The organism is Novosphingobium sp. 32-60-15, from assembly GCF_002280675.1.
Classification (GTDB): domain Bacteria; phylum Pseudomonadota; class Alphaproteobacteria; order Sphingomonadales; family Sphingomonadaceae; genus Novosphingobium.
This window is the reverse complement of the sequence record NZ_NCEN01000042.1, coordinates 1-19,858: the sequence shown is the minus strand read 5'-3', so window position 1 is coordinate 19,858 and position 19,858 is coordinate 1. Positions and strand designations below refer to the sequence as shown.

General features: G+C 62.5%; 16 protein-coding genes. 5 read left to right on the top strand and 11 right to left on the bottom strand.

The genetic code is table 11. The annotated features are described in order from the left end of the window. The coding region (locus tag B7Y89_RS17380; protein ID WP_292940591.1) for an error-prone DNA polymerase at positions 1 to 2,769 on the top strand (2,769 nt) is incomplete at its 5' end. Between the two features lie 43 nt (positions 2,770 to 2,812). Next, on the top strand, positions 2,813 to 3,910 hold the full coding sequence (locus B7Y89_RS17375) for a DUF4238 domain-containing protein (RefSeq protein WP_292940588.1): 1,098 nt from the start codon (positions 2,813 to 2,815) through the stop codon (positions 3,908 to 3,910). Between the two features lie 24 nt (positions 3,911 to 3,934). On the opposite strand, the gene B7Y89_RS17370 is transcribed toward B7Y89_RS17375, so the two are convergent. Both B7Y89_RS17370 and B7Y89_RS17365 read right to left on the bottom strand, forming a co-directional pair. Further along, complete coding sequence (locus B7Y89_RS17370) at positions 3,935 to 5,338, bottom strand: HEPN domain-containing protein (RefSeq protein ID WP_292940585.1); 1,404 nt, start codon at positions 5,336 to 5,338, stop codon at positions 3,935 to 3,937. Then, positions 5,335 to 5,871: a hypothetical protein gene (locus tag B7Y89_RS17365; protein ID WP_292940582.1), complete on the bottom strand. Its 537-nt coding sequence runs from the start codon at positions 5,869 to 5,871 to the stop codon at positions 5,335 to 5,337. The genes B7Y89_RS17370 and B7Y89_RS17365 overlap by 4 nt, the downstream gene beginning before the upstream one ends. 127 nt (positions 5,872 to 5,998) lie before the next feature. Here B7Y89_RS17365 and B7Y89_RS17360 point away from each other — a divergent pair, with 127 nt between their 5' ends. Then, positions 5,999 to 6,913 carry a hypothetical protein gene (locus B7Y89_RS17360; RefSeq protein ID WP_292940579.1) on the top strand — a complete coding sequence of 305 codons (915 nt, stop codon included), beginning with the start codon at positions 5,999 to 6,001 and terminating at the stop codon, positions 6,911 to 6,913. A gap of 55 nt (positions 6,914 to 6,968) precedes the next feature. Next, positions 6,969 to 7,745 (top strand): hypothetical protein, encoded by a 777-nt coding sequence (locus tag B7Y89_RS17355; RefSeq protein ID WP_292940577.1) that lies wholly within the window; start codon positions 6,969 to 6,971, stop codon positions 7,743 to 7,745. Between the two features lie 25 nt (positions 7,746 to 7,770). On the opposite strand, the gene B7Y89_RS17350 is transcribed toward B7Y89_RS17355, so the two are convergent. Continuing rightward, positions 7,771 to 8,310, bottom strand: a complete 540-nt coding sequence (locus B7Y89_RS17350; protein WP_292940575.1) for an SOS response-associated peptidase — start codon at positions 8,308 to 8,310, stop codon at positions 7,771 to 7,773. A gap of 182 nt (positions 8,311 to 8,492) precedes the next feature. Between B7Y89_RS17350 and B7Y89_RS17345 the strand changes: the two genes are divergently transcribed. After that, positions 8,493 to 9,011 (top strand): SOS response-associated peptidase family protein, encoded by a 519-nt coding sequence (locus B7Y89_RS17345; protein ID WP_292940572.1) that lies wholly within the window; start codon positions 8,493 to 8,495, stop codon positions 9,009 to 9,011. Here B7Y89_RS17345 and B7Y89_RS17340 read toward each other — a convergent pair. The 8 genes from B7Y89_RS17340 to B7Y89_RS17305 form a co-directional block, all read right to left on the bottom strand. Next, positions 9,008 to 10,630, bottom strand: a complete 1,623-nt coding sequence (locus B7Y89_RS17340) for a hypothetical protein (protein ID WP_292940569.1) — start codon at positions 10,628 to 10,630, stop codon at positions 9,008 to 9,010. The genes B7Y89_RS17345 and B7Y89_RS17340 overlap by 4 nt on opposite strands. Positions 10,631 to 10,641: 11 nt before the next feature. Further along, positions 10,642 to 12,303 (bottom strand): hypothetical protein, encoded by a 1,662-nt coding sequence (locus B7Y89_RS17335; RefSeq protein ID WP_292940566.1) that lies wholly within the window; start codon positions 12,301 to 12,303, stop codon positions 10,642 to 10,644. Between the two features lie 161 nt (positions 12,304 to 12,464). Further along, entirely contained in the window at positions 12,465 to 13,145 is a 681-nt protein-coding gene (locus B7Y89_RS17330; RefSeq protein ID WP_292940563.1) for a hypothetical protein, read from the bottom strand. Beyond that, on the bottom strand, positions 13,132 to 13,743 hold the full coding sequence (locus B7Y89_RS17325) for a DUF2726 domain-containing protein (RefSeq protein ID WP_292940561.1): 612 nt from the start codon (positions 13,741 to 13,743) through the stop codon (positions 13,132 to 13,134). Before B7Y89_RS17325 ends, B7Y89_RS17330 begins: the two co-directional genes overlap by 14 nt. A gap of 52 nt (positions 13,744 to 13,795) precedes the next feature. Further along, positions 13,796 to 13,996 (bottom strand): hypothetical protein, encoded by a 201-nt coding sequence (locus B7Y89_RS17320; RefSeq protein WP_292940558.1) that lies wholly within the window; start codon positions 13,994 to 13,996, stop codon positions 13,796 to 13,798. Between the two features lie 40 nt (positions 13,997 to 14,036). After that, on the bottom strand, positions 14,037 to 17,096 hold the full coding sequence (gene mobF / locus B7Y89_RS17315) for a MobF family relaxase (protein WP_292940555.1): 3,060 nt from the start codon (positions 17,094 to 17,096) through the stop codon (positions 14,037 to 14,039). Positions 17,097 to 17,099: 3 nt separating this feature from the next. Next, the gene (locus B7Y89_RS17310) at positions 17,100 to 19,403 is read right to left on the bottom strand and encodes a type IV secretion system DNA-binding domain-containing protein (protein ID WP_292940552.1); all 2,304 of its coding nucleotides are present in this window, start codon (positions 19,401 to 19,403) and stop codon (positions 17,100 to 17,102) included. After that, on the bottom strand, positions 19,393 to 19,683 hold the full coding sequence (locus B7Y89_RS17305) for a hypothetical protein (RefSeq protein WP_292940549.1): 291 nt from the start codon (positions 19,681 to 19,683) through the stop codon (positions 19,393 to 19,395). The genes B7Y89_RS17310 and B7Y89_RS17305 overlap by 11 nt, the downstream gene beginning before the upstream one ends. Positions 19,684 to 19,858 lie beyond the last annotated feature (175 nt).

The window sequence follows — 19,858 nt, the reverse complement described above, 5'->3', positions numbered from 1 at the left end:
CTATCCATTCGCCGCCGGCCGAAGGACGCGATCCGACTGCGCGATCTCGCGAACATGGCGGCCGCCGCCCACGTGCCGACCGTCGCCACCAACGATGTTCTCTACCATTCGCAAGATCGGCGGATGCTGCAGGATGTCGTGACCTGCGTCCGGGAGCGATGCACGATCGACGAGCTTGGCGATCGGCGGGAGCGATTTGCAGACCGCCACCTGAAGACCGGCGAGGAAATGGAGCGACTCTTCCGCCGTTACCTCAAGGACGCTACCCCGGTCTCGCGCACGCTGGAGGTGGCAAAACGCTGCACGTTCAGCCTTGAGGAGCTGCGCTACCAATATCCGGACGAGATCAGCGTTCCTGGTCGAACGCCGCAGGAAGAGCTGGAGCGGCTCACCTGGGAAAAGGCGCCCGAGCGCTATCCTGAAGGGATCGAGGGCAAGGTCCGTACCCAGCTTGAGCACGAATTGAAGCTGATCGCAGATCTGGAATACGCACCGTATTTTCTGACGGTTCATTCGATCGTCGCCGAGGCGCGGCGGCGTGAGATCATTTGTCAGGGGCGAGGGTCGGCGGCGAACAGCGCGGTTTGCTACGTGCTCGGCATCACGTCGATCGATCCCGTCCGATCTGAGCTTCTGTTCGAGCGCTTCGTTTCGGCCGAGCGGCGCGAGCCGCCCGATATCGATGTCGATTTCGAGCATGAGCGCCGCGAGGAAGTGATCCAGTGGATTTATGAGACCTATGGCCGGACGCGGTCTGCGTTGACGGCGGTCGTGACCCGCTATCGTGCACGCGGCGCGGTCCGCGACGTCGGAAAGGCGCTGGGTCTCAGCGAGGACATGACGGCCGGCCTCGCCGGTGCGGTCTGGAGCTGGAGCCGCGAGGGCGTGGAGGAAAAGCATGCCGAGGAGCTCAACATGGACCTCAGCGATCGGCGGCTCGCGCTGACGCTGGAGCTGGCGCGGCAGCTCATCAATACCCCGCGACATCTATCGCAGCACCCGGGCGGATTCGTGCTCACCCGCGATCGGCTCGACGAGCTCGTTCCGATCGAGCCAGCGGCGATGGAAGACCGACAGGTCATCGAGTGGGACAAGGACGATATCGACCTATTAGGGTTCATGAAGGTCGATGTCCTAGCCCTCGGCATGCTGTCGTGCATGCGGAGGGCGTTTGAATTCCTTGAGGCTGACAAAGGGGTGAAGCTCGATCTCGCCACGATACCGGCAGAGGATCCGGCGACCTACGCGATGATCCGCAAAGCAGACACTTTGGGCGTTTTCCAGATCGAGAGTCGCGCGCAGATGGCTTCCATTCCGCTGATGGCGCCGCGTACCTTCTATGATTTGGTAATTCAGGTGGCGATCGTCCGCCCGGGACCGATTCAGGGCGATATGGTCCACCCTTACCGCCGGCGGCGAAACGGTGAGGAGGAGGTTACCTACCCCACCGCAGAGCTTCGACGGGTGCTCGAGAAGACCTTGGGCGTACCGCTGTTCCAGGAGCAGGCGATGCGCGTGGCGATCGAGTGCGCCGGCTTCACGGCGAGCGAAGCTGACCTCCTCCGCCGGGCAATGGCTACCTTCAAGCTCACCGGCGGCGTCTCCCATTTCCGCGACAAGCTGATCGATGGGATGGTGAGCCGCGGATACGACCACGAATTTGCAGAGCGGACGTTCAAACAAATCGAGGGCTTTGGCTCCTACGGTTTCCCGGAAAGCCATGCCGCGAGCTTCGAGCTGATCGCCTACGCGAGCAGCTGGGTGAAGTGTCATCATCCGGATGCCTTTTGCGCAGCGTTGTTGAACGCGCAGCCGATGGGTTTTTACGCGCCGGCGCAGATTGTGCGTGACGCGCGCCAGCACGGTGTAGAGATCCGCCCAATCGACGTGAACCACAGCCGATGGGACTGCACGCTGGAGCCCGGAAGAGGCAAATATCTCGCCGTAAGGCTTGGTCTTCGCATGGTCCGTGACCTAGCGAACGGGGACGCAGCATCGATCGTGAGCTCACGGGCGGACACACCTTACGAGAGTATCGAGGAGATCCAGCGCCGCTCTGGCGTCGGCCGCGGCGCGCTTGACCGGATCGGTGAGGCCGATGGGTTCGGGTCGCTAGGAGGCAACCGACGCGAGGGTCTGTGGAGCGTGAAAGGCCTTGGCAACGCGGCGCTGCCATTGTTCGCGGCGGCGGACGAGCGAGAGGGCAAGTTACGGCAGGAGGCCATCGAGCCCACGGTCATTCTCGCGCCGATGGGCGAGGGTGCGGAGGTGGTGGAAGACTATCGCGCCTCAGGCCTTTCGCTGCGCGCCCACCCTCTCGCCTTCCTGCGCGACGAGCTGCGGGCGCGCAAGATGATCACTTGCGCAGAGTTACAGATCGTAAAGGACGGCCGTTGGATCAATCTCGCCGGGATCGTGCTGGTCAGACAGAAGCCGGGCTCGGCGAAGGGGGTCATGTTCATCACCCTCGAAGACGAGACGAATGTCGCCAACCTCGAGGGCGAGGTGATCCATGTGATCGCGCAGCGGCTCGACGACCTGTCGCCCCTGCTCGCGAGCGTCGGCAACCGGGAGGATGTCGCCGATATCTACCGAGTAAGTCGCGCCGACGTGGTCAAGAGCCCGATGCGACCTGATCCACGCGACGCGGAATCGCCACTCGGTCGGCAGCCGCGCGACATCTTCATTCCTGATCTACGGCTAGGCTCGGGCATCGTTCCAGGCCAGCAGACCGAGGGGATCAAGATCAGGCCGCGCAATTTCCGTTGAGGCGCTACAACGCCGTTCGAACAACTAGCGGACAGACTCGTAGATGGCCGAAAACAAGAATCAGCACTTCGTCCCGCGAATTCATCTCCGACCATTCACGGTCAATGGGGAAGGATTGGCCATCAACCTGTTAAATCTCGATCGCATGAAGGCCATTCCCAACGCGCCGGTGAGGAACCAGTGCTCAGGCGACTATTTCTACGGCCAAAACCGGCTTCTCGAGAACGCGATCAACTTCATTGAGAATCCCTATGGGCCGATCGTTCGCCACCTATCCGAGGGCGGCGCCGTGGGCTCCGCGGTCAAGATCGTTCTGAAGCGTTTCGTCTATCTCCAGTATATGCGGACGGAGGCCGCGTCGCGGAAAGCGAGCGAAATGGCACTCGCCATCCACGATGTTCCCGGTTCCGATCTCCCCGTCCCGACGGTCCGCGAGGCATCGAAAGAGGCCGTCCAGGCGGCGATGCTGCACTACAAGGATACGATGCGGATCGTCGATGACCTGACGCTGTGTATCGTGCGCAATCGGACTGGCCTACCGTTCTTCACCTCCGACGATCCGGCTATTCTGACAAACCGCCTGCACATTCAACGCCCACGCAGAGTCGGATCGAGCTTCGGCGTGAAAACGGCAGGAGCAGTCTTCCTGTTACCGCTCTCGCCCACGCTTTGCGCGATCCTGTACGACGGAGCTGTCTATAGCTCCGATCACCGGGCCCATTGGATCGAAGTCGACCGGCGCCAGGACATAGAAGCCCTTAACGTGCACCAGATACTCGGTTGCTGGGCCAACATTTATTTTCGGGAGTGGCATGGTCGCGACCAAGTCGCGACGCAGGCCGCGGCGACCAAGCCCGGCCGCCCCGAAGCACGCCACACCATAACGCAGGCGGTCCTCGAGAAGACGAGCGATTGGGGCGAATATTACGCGGTCAGAAAGCCCACGGACATCAGGAACGGCGAGAAGGTGCTCGTCCATGTCACAACCAACCATCCTGTTCCGGATGCGTGGCCCTCATTCCTTCGCTTTCGTGCAAACGGGCACGCCTATTCGAACGATACCGGCGCCGGCCTGACCAGGAGATGGTGCCTCGAGCAGGGTTTTGTGCAAGGGAACGGCTATCGCAAGATAGCGATCTAGCGCGGGGGCGTACCGATCACAGGTTCAACCGACGTCGCCTAGCAGATCGCCCATAGTGTTGTTCGCGGTCGGCACCCAGGCCGTCAGTCGGTCGGCGATCGCACAAAAGCATCGGGTGAAAGCGACCTGGCCTCGATGAATGTCGACCGAATGGTCGGGCTCGCCAGTGTGCACGATCGAACTGCGAGCATAGTAGATAGCTTCGACGCTGTCCTGATAACTCGCAAGGCCAGGCACGCCCTTCATGCAGATACCGATCCGGCGTCGCAGCCGCTCCGCGATTGCGGGGGCATATTGATCAGTGAGCAGCGTTTCGAGAGCGACCGCGAGCGCAACGATGGCCTCGGCCTCATTTGCGCGGGCGCTGAAAGACTGTCGAAACCAGTCCAAGGCGGTGAGCAGGCGCCGATAGAGGCGGTTCTCAGGTTTTGAGCGAGTGGCCAGGTTGACGTGACGGAAGTAGCCCCGCTCGACCGTGTTCAGGGCTTGCGTCACCCTGGGTGCAAGCCTCTTCATCCGCGCCGTTGCAAGAGCGCTAGTGGAAAGCGTCGCGGCTACGTCGGAGAGCTTCGCCAATTCCAACTGCGAGACGTTCATTGGCACGCGGCGGGTCGACATAGGGCGTCCGCGGATCGCTTCGCCAATCAGATAGTGGGCAATGTCGAGCGTTTCGAAATTGTTGACGAAAGACGAGTTGCGATGCCGGTCGAGCGGCCCGACCGTTTCCTGCGACAGACAATGCAGCATCAGAAGATGCGCCGCCGCCACCCGGATCTTGAGCGAATAAACGAACTGGTTCTCGTACATGTCGCCGGTGAACGACGTGATCCGGACCAGCATGAGGGGGTTTTTTCCGAACCATTTCGCCGTGTAGGCAAAGTGGCGAAAATCCGATTTGTCGATGCGCTGTTTCACGCCCAGGCCCCGGGCCATCCGTTCAACGCTGGCAACGGCCGCATCGAACGAATTGCTTTGGGTGCTGACCGCGAAGCCAGCCTTCCTGAAAATCGCCTCGGAACGGAGCTTGCTGTCTTTCGCGAAAATCCGCGGCATCTCCATGCCGAACCCGGTCAGTGGGTAGAGGACGAAACCGGGGCGGTAAGCGCCGGCGGCCGCGAGCGCCGCGATGACGCGCACCGGCACATTCCCGCCGCCATCTTTCGTAGTGTGAAGGATATAGTCGTCGAGCAGGGAGCGACCGATATAGAATTCGTTTGACCAGAGGGTGCGCGCGATCGCCGCGCGGAGCTGCAGGATATGATGCTCGATTGCCTGACGATCCTTGGCAGTCAGCTTCGTCTCATCCGTGACCAGGTCGTCGATGCTGTCAAACTGGGTCAACAGGTTATGCTTCCCCTTCAGGAAGTCGTCAGACTGTTTGAGCTTCTTGCCGAGGGTCACCGTCAGTCCGCCGAGCGTGGAAGTCATTCGCCCGCCTCGGTCTCACGGGAGGCCTGCCACTCGCGTGCGGCCACCTCGATGTCGAAGTTGGGAATCGACAAACCGACGATCGTGTTGATGAAAGTTTTCGCCTCGGCGATGACGGCTTCGGCCTCATCGGGATTGCTGAACGCCCCTTGATGGACCACGGCATTGCGGACCGTGTTGATCTGCTCGGCCGACGCCTTAAGCGCTTTCCCGATGGGACTCTTGTCCGGCGTCTCAAAATAAATCGGGATGAACAATCGGGTTACCTTTAGTGGAAGGCCGTTCGCCCAGCGCAGAAACATATCGATGATCGTATCGTCGAACTCGGTCTTGCGAGCCCATTCAGCCCGAATCGCATAGTTCGCCGCGATCTCTGCCGCGGTCGCGCATCGGACTATCGCTGCGGATGGCTCCTCGCGAAGGTGCAAGCCGGACAGTTTGGTCCATTGTGACTGCAATTTCTCGAGGTCGGTGCGCTCATTGTAGGGTTTCGATGATTTCTTGCGCTGCGCGTTGCCGTTCGACTTTCCCATTGCCCCCTCGATCTCGCCCTCAGTCTGATAAGGGCAACGTCTTCATTATCTTTTCTTTGTCCAACGTATAGCGTGCGATGGGCGGGCGTGAAGATCCGGGGTGCGCTCGCCCAAACGGGGGAAACCAATGACCGCAGTCACGGCTGCCAACGTCTATTACATCAAGCTGGGTCGGGGCGGCGATTGGGAAGCTGAGAGCATTCGCGACGGCGTGCTTCGCTTCGGCTACCGCGAGGCGCCGCACGACCTGTGCGTCGCGGGCGACTGGGCGGGTGTGTGGGACGCCATGAAGACACGCCGCGGGGACGCCGGTGCCGCGACCCGCGACGTGAAGCAGATCCGGGCGTTCTATGAGAGCGGCGAAGACACCATCTTCATCACCTTTGTCGGCGGCATGCTCTATTGGTGCCGACCGACGGGCAAGATCGAGATCCAGGCGGACAACAGCCACCGCCGCTCAACCCTCGACGGGTGGCACAACGCGTCGATTGGCGGGAGCTTGTTGACCGCCGATAGACTGTCGGGGCGACTGCTCAAGGTGCAGATGTTTCGCGGGACGATTTGCGACGTCGGTGCGGCCGACTATCTACTGCGCAGGCTGAGCGACGAGTTGTCGCCGGAAGTCGCGGCTGCCGAAGAGGCCGAACGCGCCCTCACCACCGCTATCATACCGCTGATGCGCCTACTGACGTGGCAAGATTTTGAATTGCTGGTCGATCTCGTCTTCTCGAGCAGCGGGTGGCGCCGGCTCAGCCAGGTCGGCCGAACCCAGAAGACGATAGATCTCGAACTGCTGCTTCCGAGCACCGCCGAACGGGCCTTCGTGCAGGTGAAATCGCAAGCCACGCGCGCGTCGCTCGACGATTATGCCGGCCGGCTTGCCGAGGCAGAAGCCTATGACCGCATGTTCTTCGTCTGGCACACCGGCAACATTCCGGAAAATGAAGGGCCGGAAGGCGTGATTCTGCTCGGACCACAGCGGCTCGCGCGGATGGTCCTCGACGCTGGATTGTCGTCGTGGCTGAGGGAGAAGGTTTCATGATGAGGCCCCGCATCTGGGCGCAGCAACTGCCTCGGACGGCCCGGAGGGGTTGAACGTGGACGGCGAGCCTTATCCAGAGGAGTTGGATGACGAGCCCAGATACCGCCCACTGGCGGATATCGGTCACGCCGAGCTCTATGAAGCCCTGATGACCCTCGCCGGGTTTGGCGAGAACCCGTTTCTGGCCATGCAGGCAAGCCAGCTTTGCCTGGTCGATAATATGCTCAACAGGATCGAGCAGGAGATTTTGGAACGCCAGCTCGATGATGACCCACCACGCGGCCGGATCGCGCAGCTCTCCGCCCTAACGCCTATGTGGATCTATGCCGCCTATGAACTGCTGCGCACTTGGCGTCAGCGATGCGAGGAGGTCATCAAGCTCGCTGAGAATGGCGGGATCAGCCTGAAGGCCACGAACCTCGAACGGGAATTGGGCTACCGGCACTACGACAGGGAGCTGCGCGCCCAGCAGCTCCGCGACGCGCTGGAGCGACCCGAACTTGTCGATCAGATGCGGGTCGATCTGCGGCGGACGGAAATTGGGTTCACCAGGCTGGAATTTCTGCGCGTCGCGCTGGCCAAACATGAGGTGAGCAAGAAGGGGAGCAAAAAGCCGATCGCGTTCGCGCCCGGGCTGGCGACCGTCGACTGGCATTGCGGCGCGATGCAATATGAGCTGAGCAACGGCGGCTCCATCATTGGCTATATTTCGCGCCGGGATGTGGCTGAGACCATCCGCTACATTCCCGAGCTGGAGAACCCAAGTGATGAGGATCTCGCAGGGTTCAGGGCATATATGAACCCGCCAGACGTCGAGCCGCCGGGTGAATGAGATCGAGAGCGTCGTCTTTGCGGCCTCAAAGCAGCGATGCCTGCGCGGCGATCGGCGGATAGACTTGCTGTGGTATCAGGCTGCCCTTCGGCAATAAACCAAGCACGTTCTCGGCAGGCACTGAGGGATCCAGCCAATCGGCCCAGCGATCACGCGGAAGCGGGACGATCTGGCGGGAATGGTAGGGAGCGATGTCGTCGCCAGGATCCATCGTCAGCATCGTGAATGCTTCCCCGATTTCTGGGTGCGACCGCCAGATGCCAGCGATGCAGAACCACGCGTGATCTTTCAATGTGAACAGCCATTTAGTCTTGCGCTTCTGACCGGGATCGGTCGGCGCCGTAAATTCGTAGAAGCCATCGGCCAGGATGAGGCAGCGATGCGAGGTGAATGTGCGGCCTTCCGAACGGAAATTATATACCGGTCGCCCGTTCTGGCCCGGCCAGCTCCATCGCCGATTGACCAACTCGCCCGATCCTCTGCCCTCGCCGCTGCGCACGATCGGCGCGATATCGCTGATCTTGATATCCTCGCGGGCCGCGACATTCGGCGTACCCTCGGGCATTTTGATCTTGATCTTGAGGTCGTCACATTCGGCGTACCCTCGGGCATTTTGATCTTGATCTTGAGGTCGTCGAAATCCTCGACAATCGAGGCTATGTCGACCTCCAAACGATAGTCATTGCACATCGCTCATCCGTTCCGCCCGCCCTTGCGACTCAAGTTCGTTCCGTATATGTTCTCTGCATGGCGACGCCAACAGCCTTCGACTCCGAGGCTCCCCTCGAGAAGCTCTTGCCCATCATCCGGCGAAATCCGGACGATATGCAAGAAGTGGAAATGGTCGAGGCCCGGTGGGGCTCCAATCCCCGCTTTAGCGACGGCACCTCGTATCGGTTCGTGCGATCGGAGGGGAAGACCTTTCCCAACCAGCGTTGCTTAGTGCCAGCGTCCGAATTTCACATGACCGTGGGCGACAAGCAGTATCGAGTGAAGCTCGACGACGGCAACTTCTTCTACCTGGCGGCGGTCTTGGAGCCGGCGATGGCCGAGTGGCCGTTGTCGTTCCGGGTCATCACGGTCGCCGCCAATCCAGAGGTCAGCCGGTATCAGGATCGCCATGGCGCAATCATCCTGCGCCGACAGCGGATGCAGTGGCTCGATTACACGATCCCGGAGATCGACCTGCTGGAAACGCCCCCGGCTCGGACGTTCGTTGTCGAAGAGATCACCAGCGGCCCGCGGCAAAAGGCGCTCGCGCTCTAATCGGGAAGGACGATCGCCATTGCGGCGAGCTGACTGACCAGGGCGGCCCTGGTTACAGGCACGTCGAAGCGCCATTCGAGCAAACGCGTGCCGTGACGCGCGAGCAGCAACCGCTTCTTCGCGTCCCGCGCGCAGGTAAGCTCGAAGCCTTCTTGTCCGCCGAATAGCGCGATCGGTTCATAATGCTGCTGTCCCTGATATTCGATTGCGAGGCCCAGTTCCGGCACATGGATGTCGATGGACTGCATACCGAGGAACGCCGGCCGCCACTGGTGGACCGCTGAGGGCCAAATCGAGCGAACCAGGTCGAAAAGCGCGACCTCGGACACCCAGCCACGCCCTATCTCAGGGATGGAACGCTCCCGGCGAAACGCTTCCTCGGCCGCCACCATGGCGCTCGCAAAAAACTCCGACGCACCAGTGTCGGCGACGCCAATATTCCTCGAAAAGATCCGGCCGCGCTGCCCGCTCGGGTTGGAGAATTGCGCCATGTGGCGCCGGTATGTCGCCCAATCGGCAGCGGATGGGAGCGGCGGGATCATCGACGATCCAAAATCCGGCCGCAACCGGGTCATCTCCTCAAGGACCGGCGGCTCTAGGGCGAACTGGGCGTCGAGATGGTCGAGGAAAGCATCGAATTCCTCGAGCAATCGCCCGGCGATCAGCGAGTTCACTACGTGCTTGCGGGCAAGAACGCGGATATCCTGAGCCTGCAGCGGCGTCTTCGTAAGAAACCGCAGATAGATGACCTCGTCGAACAACGGCTCGCGGTCACGGCCGGGAATGGCTTCCACCAAGGCCAGGGCTTCGTCGAGGCGATCAGCCTCCGTAAGCTCGAGCACACGCTGCCAGTGCGGATCTGGGTCCCATGGTCCGGCGCTCAAGTCGGGCAGGTCTTCGGGAAGGCCCTTGCCGTCGACGCCCCGCCATTGGGCGCCAAGCAATCGGGCTTGAAAGCCGTAACCCCTCGCCTTTTCATTGTCGTCCCAAATGCGCGCAATCGGCAACGTCGGGTCGAGCGGGTTGGACGTCCAGGATTGGCCCTGCGGAATTCCGTCGGGCCGCATGACATAGCCGATATCGAAGCCGGCGGCGGAATAGTCGCCCATGGCGAGATCACCGATCGATTCCACAATGCGCTCGAACAACCGAACCTGATCCTTGCGCACTCCGATCGAGATGAGCGCGCGCCCGCGCGGAGAGGTTTGTCGCGACACGGCCGGCGCATAGGTGGCCAACTCAACGGCGCGTTGCCGGCGGATACCCGGTCCTTCCAGGAAGTGGATCCGGTGGGTGATCTCCTCGGGGAAATCTGGATAGGTCAGCGAAACCGGGGCGACTGCCTTGGACGGTCGCTTCTTCGGTGGAGCCTCCGGGCCATACTCCGAGAGCAGCTCGCCACACAGCGCCGACAGCCGGGCAAAGTGCGTCGCCGCGGCCGAGCCCGGCGCGCGCTTTCCCGCAAGCGTCCCGTAGAGTTTCTGCCACTTGGCGAGATCCTTTCGGTAGAACACGCGATAGGTCCTGTTGCGCAGCGTGTCCTCGTATAGCTTGGCCGCCGCGCGAAACTCCGCGAGTCCGACGTCTCCCGTTTCGGGCGGAGGAGGCTTGAGGATCATGGTGTCACTCGTCAGCCGAACGACGGCGAGCCATCGGCCCATCCGGACGCCTGCCACAGGATATTGAACTGGTCGCGCAGCTGAGGCTGCATGGCGGCGGAAAGATCCTCCGCCTGCAACTCGGGCAGGAACAGCTCCGGCTTTCGTATCGCCCTGCCGCCCCCGCGGGACCGCGTGAGCTCAACATCCTCAACGCCGCGAAACGCGATCGAAACGAGACCTGGTCCGGTTAGCCCGCTCGCCGCGAGGACGCCAGCTAGCCGTTCAACATGCGCCACGATCGATCCTTCAAGCGCGCGGCCATCAACGAGGATTTGCTCGTCCGCATCATCAACGCGGCCACCAATGGTCGCTTCATATTCGATGACACCGGGACGCACGAAGCGGGTTCGCCATCTGGTTTCGGGATTGTTGTCCGTGCGGATCAGCGGCAGCCCGAAACTCCACCACTGACGCTCGTCGGAATCCGACTGCACCCTGACCTGCATGTCCGGCGGGAAACGCGATGCGGCCGCCAGTACGACCTTCGGCTCAAGGGAAGGCCGATCCATCGCGGCAAGAGGAACCAGGCGGAGGATCATGCTGGGAACGGCGACGATCTCAGGGAGCCCGCCCCGCATGCGATCGGCGGCAAGCTCCCCTACCGCCTGCCTCGCGGCTTCCCACCTGGGATCGACCTGCGGCGCGGTAGGTGCCGGTGCCGCGACACGGATCCGCGACCGGCCAACCTTCTCAAAGGCGTCAATCGCTTCGATCAGGGTCGTAGACCGCGCATTCAATTCCCTGATCGCATCGAGCGTGCCCTGCTGTGTGCCATGCCTGACATCATAGTCCGTCTTCGGCCACGCCATGTTGGGATTGCGATCCATGACATGGGTGCGCTCGTAGACCAGCTCGATCAGTGAGCTATTGGCCGCGCGCAGCGCCGTGGCCGCCTCCTGCAGCGCCCTATCCTCGAAATCGAACTCAGCCCCTGCCCAGGTGGAAGCGATATCGTCGAGCGGATCGAGCGCCTTTCGCGGATAGGGCTCACCGAAGTTATGCTCGCGCAGGAACTGGCGCAGCCGCTCCGGGATCTGGGTCCGGAACCGCTGGAGCAGTTCGACATCGTGAGGATGTGGCTGCTCCGGCGGCTGAGCCGCGCGAAGAACCTCGTCATCAAGGATCAGGCGAAGCGCGCTCTCCAGGTCCTTCTGCAGTCCGAGCCGGGCCGCCTGGCGAGCCTCGTCGCTTGCATCTGGCGGGCAGTGAAACAAGATCGGCCGCTTGAAATGGGTAAGGTCGAACGGGAGAGGATGCTCGTCCGGGTGACCCATGGCCGTGTTCATCACGCCGATCATCCTGGCCCAGCCGCGCGACTTCAGCGCCCAGCCATGCTCGAGCAGGACATTGGGATTGGGCGAAAGCTGCCCCTTGGCCCGTTTGGCTACATGGGTGAGGTCGGAGAGGAAGGCGACAGCGCGGTCGATCTTGCCGAAGATAGTATCGGCGAGCGGCGGCATACCTGATACCCCGACCGTGTCACGGTCGGCTTGCACGTTGCGATCGGCAGGATCGACGTCCGCGTCCGCATTCACTGCGCGGATGGCGCGATCCAATGCGTGCTGGATGAAGCCGCGGCCAATTCGATTATCGGTGTCGCTCTGCCAGGAGTAGAAGATATGGTGCGGCATTCAGGTGGCGATTCTCGCAATTTGCTCAGGGAACCCTAGCTAACACGCCTTCATCGTTCGGGCAGCAGTTACGGGACAGGCCCCTCCTTCAGACAAGTAATTGTCAGCAATGACACTTTACCCAGCGTTTTCGGGTAAAGTGTCACGGATGGCACTGGGGATCACAGGCTTAATGGCCGCGATAGCATTAGCTGCGTCCTGAGGTTGCCGCCGGGCCTTCGATGCAGATCGATAATGTGGCCACTGCGCGGCTCGAATGTCATCAGTTCGGCAACCGTCTCGTAAGATGTGTTCGGCCCGAAATATCGCGTGGTTCCATGCCACTTCTGCCCCTCAATCAGCCGCATTCGATAAGTGGCTGACGGAACTGGAACAGTGACCCGGCTCTTGGCTGCAACGTAGATCGACAGCGCGTGACCATTCGTAGCCGGATCAAAGAGCTGAACCACGGCATTGGCCTCGCCTGTCACGATTGTAAGAGAGCTTCTGCTGACGATGCCGACCGTGTTTGCCGGCACCGTCACCGATCCCGTTTGGGGGAACGGCACCGCCTTTTCGAAATCGGGCAGCCAACCTTTGCGCTGTAGCTCACCGTACATTGGGATCAAGATCGACAGGGCCATGAGCAGGAAGAGCCATTTCTGCCATGGATGCGGCACGACACGCGGACGGGAGCGATACCGACCAGTGCGATTACTGTGCCCGCCATGCTTGGCGTCGAACCACAGCCCGTGGTGCTCCACCCGCCCTTTCCTGTCGATCCAGGACGCGCTGCCCAGCCGCGCTCCCTCGCGCTCAGCGCGCCGACGATCGCGCATATAGTCACGATCATCGAGTCCCATTGAAGCGCCCCTCGAGTGGCCATGTACGCACCGGCATTGGCAAGCGCGTCACAGCTGGTGCTGCCTTCAGCGCGGCGTCTCGCAAATGCCCAACCGCGGCCTGCGCGGTGGCCATCGTCGCGCGGTCCGACGCTGATATGCGGATCGTCTGATACCCCGCCTGCGTCGTCATCGCTTCACGCTGCCGATTTTCTTCAGGTCCGGAGAAGCGTTCGTCCATTTCTATCAACGCGACGATCGAACTCGATGTAGGATCGACAATGACGAAGTCGACAATCCTCCAATGGAATGGATCGCCATCGGTCCCGCGCTGCCAGGCGCCCCAGCGACCGCCTGGCGCGAGAAGCGCACTCATCGAGACCTGAGCGTGGATGCGATACATTGGCAGGACCCGCTCGAGCGCAGAAAGCATCGCGTGCTTCCGGTTGGTCAGGAAGGGCTTCGCCACCGGCACCGGCACCGGCACCGGCCAACCCCTGATGCCTCGGCGGATGCGCGGCGCGATCCATATCACTAAACCGAACACGATAAGTGCGCCCGCGGCAAGTAGCAGGTTGCCGATCGGTTGTTGGCCAAGCCGGCCGAAATACTCTGACATTGAACCTCTCCCTGTTAGGGCACGAGGCTCGCGCCCCATGCCGGAGCGCCTTTCAGTTCCAGCCGTCGCGACGGCCCTCATTGCTGTCCCGCAGATTGCGGCCGTCGGCCGCCGAACGGCGAACCTCGAGCTCGACCTGGTCGCCTTTGCGGCGGGTGCGGAAATCGGCTTCGCTCAGCCCATTGCGACGCGCATAATCCTCGGCCGCCTTTTCGCTGCCAAACTTGCCGCCTTCGTCAAAATCCCACGCCATATTCAGTCTCCTTCCGCTATGCCGGCACCGCGCCGACAGTTCACAAATCGAGGCCGAGGCTGCGCTCAGGCAGCGGCGGCAGCAGGTCGCCCTTCTCGGGTTTGAGGTCGGGCGGCGCCTCGAGGTCGCCGGCCTTAGCGGCCGCGGCCGGCCCGATCGGTCCGTCCGGAACCGGTGGCAGGTCGGCGAGCATATCGGGGTGATCGGCCAGGTTGATGCCGTCGATCGGACCCGGGTCGAATTTGGCCGGAGGTGCCGATCCCTTCTTGCCGTCAATGTCGAGCCGCCCGACGGTCTCGAGCGCAGAGGTCTTGTTGCCAGGGTTCAGATCGAGCTGCCGTTCGAGTTTTTCGCGGTTGTCCACCACCATGGTCAGCTCGTCGCGGACGCGCGTCACGCCAACGTTGAACAACCGCTGGTTCGACAGATTGCGCTCATGACTGTCCATCACCGTGATGGCTTTGTCGGTGGTGATGCCCTGGGCCATGTGCATGTTGAGCGCGTAGGCGAGGTCGAGACGTGACAGCATCGGATCGCCAAGATCGAGGGTCAGCCTCTGCTGCCCGGCCGTCTCGACGGTTACGCCATTGGAACCGACCTTTAGCACCCGCGCCAGGGCAGCGTTGTGGAGATCGCGTGGCTTGTCGTTCGCCGTCCAGCGGATGCGGTCGCCCTCCCGCACGTGGAGGTCCTTCTTCTGGGTAAGCTCGAGTCGATCGCGTTTCTCGGTCGGCGAGAGTTTCTGCGGATCGAACCGGATCTTGTGGCGGCCATCACTCAGTTCGACCTTGCCGTTCGGCAGCACGCGGGTGACGTCGTAGCGGCCTTTCTCGAGGCCGACGTCCAGGGCGCCGCCGCGGCCGACATCGAGCGTCTGGCCCGGCTGATAGGTGGACGCGTAACGCAGCTCCTCGAGGGTCAGATTGGCGCGTTCGTAAACGGTGAGGTGGATCCCCTCCCCTCGCACCGTGCCCTCCGCCGCCAGGCCTTCCTGGATGCGCTGATTGATAATCGCGCGAGATTCCCGACCGGATGCGAAGACGGCGGTCGCCTCGCGATCGCCCGATGCCAGCGCCAGCCACATATCGGCGGCGGTCTCCGGCGCGCTGGCGCTTTCATGGACGTTGTCGCCCAGAACCTTCAGCGCCTCGCCCGCTTTGCCGACATTGGCGAGCGCCGCGACGGTCCGCAGCGTATCGGTGCGCTGCCGGATATTCTCGTCCATCCGCGCCATCGTGCCGCCGGCCGCCTGGATCATCGCGAAAGATTTGCCCGCGTCGATCGAGGAGAGCTGCTGACGATCGCCGACCAGGACGAGCTTGTCGACGCCGAGCGCTTCCGAGATCCGGTGGAGTTTGAGCATGTCATCGCTCGAGACCATCGAGGTCTCGTCGACCACCAGCATGGCCCCTGAGAACTTCGCGTGCGCAGCCTCAAACCGCGGTGTGTCGCGCTCGGTTACGAACCGTTCGTTGGCAAGCACGAAGGAGGCGATCGTCTGGCTCTTAATGCCGGCGCCGTCAGCGAGGTCCGCCACCATCTTGTTCTGAAATGCGAGGCCGAGAATATCACGGCCCTCATTCCCCGCGACCCGTGCAACGGCCTGCAACATGGTCGACTTGCCGGCGCCGGCGACGCCCTGGACAGCGACGGTCCGGTCCTCGGACGACAGGATCAGAGTGGCCGCAGCGAGCTGACCGGCATTGAGCGTGCGGTCCGCCGCCGCCTGCAGCCGTACTGGGGCATCGGCGGCGGGCACGATCGGGGCGGCCCGCCCCGCCCCCGCCTCGACTGCCTTCAGGATGCTTTCTTCCGTACGCAGGGCTTCATGCGTGGTGACAATGCTTACGCCTTTGTCACCGGCGCGAGCGACGCCCGGGATCAGCTGGCGATTCTCGACCAACTTACCGATGCGCTGTTCGACGGTGTCGATCGTGACGCCCTTCAATCCAAGATCGAGCGCGGTCTTCGCCAGGAGGTGGACGTTGAACGCCGCCTCGCGCTCGGAGAGGATCCGGACGGCGGACGCGACCGCCAATTGTGCGCGGGCCGTGGCGGGCGACTGCGTTACCCGCGCGAGCCCTGAATCAACCAGCGGATCGTGCGGGCGAAGGAAGCCACCGACCAGGTCACGCGCGCCGGCGATCGCGTCGCTGACTGCGCGAAAACCACGCTCGAGCCGGCTGTCGACGGCGCTCTGACCCGAGCGTGCCTCCGCCGAGGCGACCAGGCTTGTGCCGTCGAAGCCGAGCGCGGCCGCCTTGTCGATCCAGCCTTTCAACAGGCCGTCGCGATCGTCGGTATTGAGCTTGGGATCGCGGGTCTTGGTCGTGACCCCGTCCCGACCCTTGGCAGAGACGATCCCGAGCTCGGCCGCCTTTTCGAGGATCGTCTCCCGGCGCTGACTGAAGGCGTCGACCACCGGCTTTGGCACGCCGACAATCTCGAACGTGCCGTGCTTGCCCTTGAGGTCAACCTGATAGCCGAGCTTCTCGATGCCGGCCCGCAGATAGGCGTGATAGATGGCGCCGATCGTGGTGTTGCTGCTCCAGATCTTGTCAGCATGGAGCGCCTGCCATTTGCCGTCCGGCATCTGGGTGAGATTGGCGATGACGGCATGGACATGCGCCTGCGGGTCGAGCGCCCGGCTCGTGTCATGCTGGAAGAGCGCATAGACCAGATTGCCGGTCTGGACCGGGACCTTCCGGCCCTCCACATCCTTGCGACCCTCGGCGAGATTCTTCTCGACCCACGCCATGGCCTTCTGGACGGCGGCCATGTTGGCCGCGAGCAGGCGTTTGTCGCCGGCGACATAGGCCATGAGCGACACCGACTTCGGCGCGGAGAAGGTCAGATCGACGCCGTTGCGGCGGTTCTCGACCTGGGCCACGCCCTCGCCTGACGGCAGCGTCCCGCTCAGAATTTCCTCAAAGGCCTGTTTTGAAACCTCACCCTCGAGACCGAGTGTCTCGGCCCCTGCCCCGCCCCATTCGCTCTGCTCGGCCGAGCCGTCGGCGGTGTAATAATTGTCCTTGAAATCGTCCTTCGCGAAATAGTTCGCGGCGCCAGATGCGGAGCGGACCGAGGCGACCGAGAGCATCGCCTAGATCCCCATATCCATGCCATCGGAATCGCGCCCGCTGGCAAAGCCTTCCCTCAGCTCGACCAGGGTCTGGTCCTCGACCCGGGGACCACGAGGTTGCGCCTCCCGGCCGTCGCGACGCTGCTCGCCGGTCCGGGCGGCGGCAGCCTGTTCCTCAGGTTTGTCGCGCGCAGCCTGCGCCTTATCGGCGGCGTGGGTCGCAGGCGTCGTTTGCTCACCCCGATCATCGCTCCGCTGCGCCGCGCGCATCGTTTCGGCATTCTCCTCCTCGGTCGGCGTTTGGAGGATCCGCGCCGCCATATCCCTGGCGAGATCGCTCGCTTCGACCACTTCCTCCACGATCTGTACCGCGCCGTCGCGCCCGCCCGCCTCGCCCCCATCTTCGGCAAAGACTTCCTCTCCGCGCCTTGATCGCACGGGGCTCATGGTGGGTCGCGCGATGAAGCCCTGGGCAACCTGGGGATAGTCTTTCCATTCGAGCAGAATGCGGGCCGCCGGGAAGCCATCGGGGAACTTCACGAAGCCGTGCATCGATGGAAGGTTGGTGATGTCGTCGGCGATGACGAGCGGCTCGACCTGCTTGCGCGGCGTCAGCGTCGAGGCATCGCGCGTGTTGTTGTATCCATAGCTGTACGCCTCATCCATCTGGCGCACCTCGCGGTTGCCGATGTAGCGTGCGCACTGCTCGGCCGTATCAAGATCGGCCGTCGCGAGGATGAGCTTGGAGCGAGCAAGCGAGGCAAGGTTGCGGGCACCCTGCTCGCCGTAAACTTCGACCAGCTTCTCGAAGCTGTGGATGCCGAGGATCATCGCGCCACCGAACGCGCGCGCGGTCTGGAGGCCGTTCTCGATCGCGGGCAGTTTGTGGAGCGCGCCGAGCTCGTCAAACATGAACCACATGCGCAAAGCGCGGGTGCGCGGCATGGTCATGAGCCGATTGATGCAAAGGTCCATCCAGAGCGTCAGCAGCGCCCGGTTCATGGCCAGGTCGACATAGTTGGAGGTGATAAAGAGAATGCTGCCGGGCTTCTTCTCGCCGGTGATCCAGTCGCGGATCGAGAACTGCTCACCCTCATCGGGGAGGAAGCGCAGGACCTGCGCATTGGTGTTGAAGACGGCGCGGATCGATTCCGCCATGCGCGCTGCCTCTGGAGCGGTCAGCGGGTCGGCAATGGTGTTGGCGAGGAAGCGGTGAACCCGCTTCAGGTCCGCCGTCATCAGGTTCTCGGAAAGCGCGAGATTGGTGGTCTGGCCGCGCTCCTGCAGGCGGACACACATTTCGATGAAGAGGGTGCGGGCAGCAAGCGCCCAGAAGGGTTCGGAGGATCCACCGTCCGAGGGAATCAGGGCCGCGGCTGCGGCGGTGAATTCGCTATGTGTGCGGCAGTCGTTGAAGATCGACCAGGCCGGGCAGCGTTGGTCCATCGGGTTGAGGATCGTATCCCGCTCGGGATCGAAGAAGGCTTCGACATAGGCGCCGGTCAGGTCGAAGATAACGGCATTGTCCCGTCGCTCGCGCATCTGCGCAACGAGGCTGCGAAGCTCGGTGGTCTTGCCCGATCCGGTCGTGCCGATGAGCATGGTGTGCGACTGCTCCATGCGGTGCGGGTAGGGCACGCCGGCCAGGGAATAGGGATGGTGGATGCCGCCGGCTTTCCGCTCGGCGAAGGGCAATCGGAGCACGTCCGCGGGGCTCGACCTTGGGAAGAATTGCCGCGCATCTTCCTCGAATTTCGCGGCGTTGTGTTGGGCGATTTCGGCGAAGAGGACATCCCGCTCGACCAGCATCGCACCGCGTTCGTGGCGCTCCTGAAGAATGGTCTTGCCGCGCCGCCGGGAGATGTCGACGAACCAGATCGTGATCGGTGCGATGACAAAAACCGAGATGAGGATCGAGCCGATGAAAGCGTGGACCGTGGTGGCCCACGCCTTCTGGACGGCGGGGATGTAGGGCACCGCCGGCATGATCGTTTTGTAGATCTCGCCGGTCGGTAGCGTGACGTTGACGCGCTTGTTCGGGTTGAGGTCGACCCAGTTCCAGAGCCCCGAATAGAGCTTCATGCAGACAAGCTGGAAACCATGCTCATCGAGGCGGAGCGAGAGAATGATGAACCAGGCAGCGAGGAAGGCGAAGAACCAGGCGATGATGGGCAGCTTCGCGCCCGAGAACCACATCAGCATCTCATGGGTGAGGAGCTGGCTGCCGCGGGTAAAATTGCCCGAGTTACGCTGAACCCGGCCCCGCGCTGAGTGGTGCGTCAGTGGGATGTTTTTCCCGTTAGAGCGGATGTCCTCACGCGCCATGATATTGGACCAGGCGCTTGTCGGTTTCGGCCACGAGCCGGTCGCGCAGTTCGGGATATTGCTCGCGGATGATGACGTCCAAGGCGAGCTGCTGGAACTCGCTGATGCGAGCGATCCGACGGTGGCTGGCGGTCAGGAGATCGGACGAGGAGAGGAAGACGTCGAGCGCTGATCGGATGATGTCGGCGACGCTGAGTTTCCGCTCGAGCGCGATCGCACTCAGGCGATCCCATTGGGACCGCTCCAAGCGCACGTTATAGTGCCGGTAACTGGTAGCCAAGACCAACCTCCTAGCAGGGAGGCTGGTGGGGACTGAAGAATGGCCCGACTTATAGCGTAGAGCACAAGGCCGGGCAAGTTGATCGTCGCTGCTCCAAGTCCCGTAGTCTCGCGTAGTACGTGCAAATGGCGGATATCTGGGCTTTATGCTCGCCGCAAAAGCTGTACTACAATGT